General features: G+C 75.6%; 3 protein-coding genes. 1 reads left to right on the plus strand and 2 read right to left on the minus strand.

The window, feature by feature from the left end:
* Positions 1-782 (minus strand): tryptophan 7-halogenase (locus tag EF918_RS34700; RefSeq protein ID WP_148141333.1); only part of this gene is annotated, 782 nt, incomplete at its 3' end.
* 146 nt (positions 783-928) lie between these two features.
* Between EF918_RS34700 and EF918_RS34705 the strand changes: the two genes are divergently transcribed.
* The gene (locus EF918_RS34705) at positions 929-1,159 is read left to right on the plus strand and encodes a DUF6269 family protein (protein WP_185922075.1); all 231 of its coding nucleotides are present in this window, start codon (positions 929-931) and stop codon (positions 1,157-1,159) included.
* A 60-nt stretch (positions 1,160-1,219) separates the two neighbouring features.
* Here the strand turns inward: EF918_RS34705 and EF918_RS34710 are convergent, their stop codons facing one another.
* Entirely contained in the window at positions 1,220-2,383 is a 1,164-nt protein-coding gene (locus EF918_RS34710; protein WP_185922076.1) for an ATP-binding protein, read from the minus strand.
* Positions 2,384-2,524: the final 141 nt, after the last annotated feature.

Below are 2,524 nucleotides of genomic sequence, written 5' to 3' on the forward strand. Positions count from 1 at the left end.
ACGGTGGTGTAGGGGGCGATGGCGTGGGTGGTGTCGTGGGGGCTGGTCAGGGTGACGCTGCTGTCGGTGGGGACCCGGCAGGAGTCGTCGAGGAAGGGCTCGGCCAGCAGGCCGTCGATCAGCAGGCGGTCCTCGCCCGTGCAGTCGAGGAACAGGGTGCCCGGGAGGGTGCCGCGGGTGGTGTGCACGGCGGTCAGCGTGCCGTCGGGCGCGCGGAGCCCGCCGAGGAGGTCGCCGCCGACCAGCCGGACGCCGCGGTCGCGGACCGCCTTCCGGCGCAGGAAATGGACCAGCATGGTGGTGTCCGCGTGCCACCCGTACGGAATGGCGGCGCGGCCGTCCAGCCAGCGCGGTGATTTCTTCGCATCCATGAGCGGAGGCTCACGGAAACAGGCGCGGTCGAGGGGTTCGACCGTACGGCCGCACGCGCGGTCCAGGGCCCAGGCGTCGAAAAGGGGAAATCCCTCGCAGGAAGGGATTTCGGGGTGGTGGGGAAGATAGACGGGGGTCTCGGAGCCGGGCCGGGCGGTGTATTTCACGGCCGCGGAGAACGAGGCGTCGCACGCGCGCATCCAGGTGGCCTCGGGGACCCCGAGCGGGTCGAACAAGGCGCGCTGCAAACCCGGGCGAAGGATCGTGACCTGCGAGGACGGGCGGTGCGCGGTGTCGAGCACCGTGATCGGGACCGTGCCGTCGAAGGCCGTGGCGAGGCGGGTGGCGGCGATCCAGGCGGTAAGGGTGCCGCCGATGACCACCACGGCCGGGGGGGTGCTCTCTTCCATGGGGGGAGTTTCCGCGGGCGGTCTGTATCTGCTCTGTCGTGCGTCTGTACGGGGCGTGCAAGGAGGAATGGAGAACGCCGATAGGGGGTGCTCCGAATCTGTTGGTGCGGGACCTGAACGGGCCCGGCACCGACAGGAGGATGAAGATGTTCGACAAGGCCACCCAGGTCCAGCACCCTCTGGATGTCCTGACCGAGATCGAGAACAAAGCGGCAATGGATCAGGAGCTGTTGCTGCGCGACGGCGGGACGCCGTGGGCGGAGCTGCTCGCGGACTACGTCGACGCCCTGAACGAACTCGCGGTGCCGGGCACCGCCGAGAACGGATACCTGGCGACGTACGGACTCGACGAGGGACATGCCGGGGGCTGTGGCTGAGGGGCCGGCACAGCGAGGGCGGCCCGGTGGGATCCACCGGGCCGCCCTGAGGGGGTTGGGTCAGCGGGCGAGTGCGTGGGTGCGGGTGCGGGCGGAGAGGCGGACCAGGCAGGAGAGGCGGTAGCGGGGCTCGGGGTCGGGCGCCGTGCCGCCGGTGGGGCGGGCGGGCTCCAGGAGGCGGGCGTCGGTGAGCCGGTCCAGGAGGTCCTCGGCCTCGGTGTGCGGGAGACGGAGGACGGCGGCCGCGTCCGCCGGGGTGAGGACGCGCAGGCCGGTGGCGGTGAGCTCGTCCAGCGCGGCGGCGGTGGGGTCGTCGAGGGTGTCCAGGGCCGGGCGGAGGGCGGCGGCGAGGTCGAGGCTGCCGAGGCGGAGTTCGGCCAGGCGGCGGTCCTCGGCGGCCAGCCGGTCGGCGAGGCGGGCGACCGGCCAGTGCGGGCGGTCGGCGAGGCGGGCGGCGGCGATGCGCAGGGCCAGGGGCAGGCGGTCGCAGTACTCGGCGACACGGGCGACGGAGACGGGGTCGGCGGCGAGGCGGTCGGCGCCGGCGATCCGGGCGAGGAGGGTGGTCGCCTCGGCGGGGGTCATCGCGCCGAGGCGGACCAGGCGGGTGCCGGGGAGGGTGGCCAGGCCGGGGCGGATACCGGTGACGACCGTACGGGAGCCACCCGCGCCGGGCAGGAGAGGTCGGACCTGGGCGTCGTCGGCGGCGTTGTCGAGGACGACGAGGAGGCGGCCCCGGCGGGCGAGGAGCGTGCGGTAGAGCTGGGCGCGCTCGTCGAGGCCGTCGGGGACGAGGTGCGGGGCGGTGCCCAGGGCGAGCAGGAACCAGCCGAGGACCAGCCGGGGCGAGCGGGGCGTGCCGTCGGGGGCGCGCAGGTCGGCGTAGAGCTGGCCGTCGGGGAAGTCGGGGCGGGCCAGTTCGGCGGTGCGCAGGGCGAGGGCGGACTTGCCCGTGCCGGGCGCGCCGGTCAGGACCACGTCCTGCCCGGCCCGCAGCACGGCCGACGCCTCGGCCAGCTCGGCCGCCCGCCCGGTGAAGTCCCCGGGCGCGGCCGGGACCGCCTGCACCACCGGCCCGCCGGCCCCGGCCTCACCCGAAGCCAGGGCCGGACCCGCGGCCGGGATTCCGGCGGCCGCCGGGGCGGTGCTCTGCCGGGGCGCGGGCCTGGCGGTCGTGGCCGGCTCGGCGGAGTCCTGCGCGCCGGCGGCGGCGGGGCCGGGCATGCCCGCTCCCGCCGCGGGCACGGCCTGGTCGGCCGTGTGCGCCGGGGCGCCGGCCGGTGTGCCGGTTGCCGTCGCCGGGGCCGCAGTCGCCGGCGGCGGGACGGTGTTGGTGAGGACGGCGTGGTGGAGGGCGCTCTCTTA

Source organism: Streptomyces sp. WAC06614, from assembly GCF_003949795.1.
In the GTDB taxonomy this organism is placed as follows: domain Bacteria; phylum Actinomycetota; class Actinomycetes; order Streptomycetales; family Streptomycetaceae; genus Streptomyces.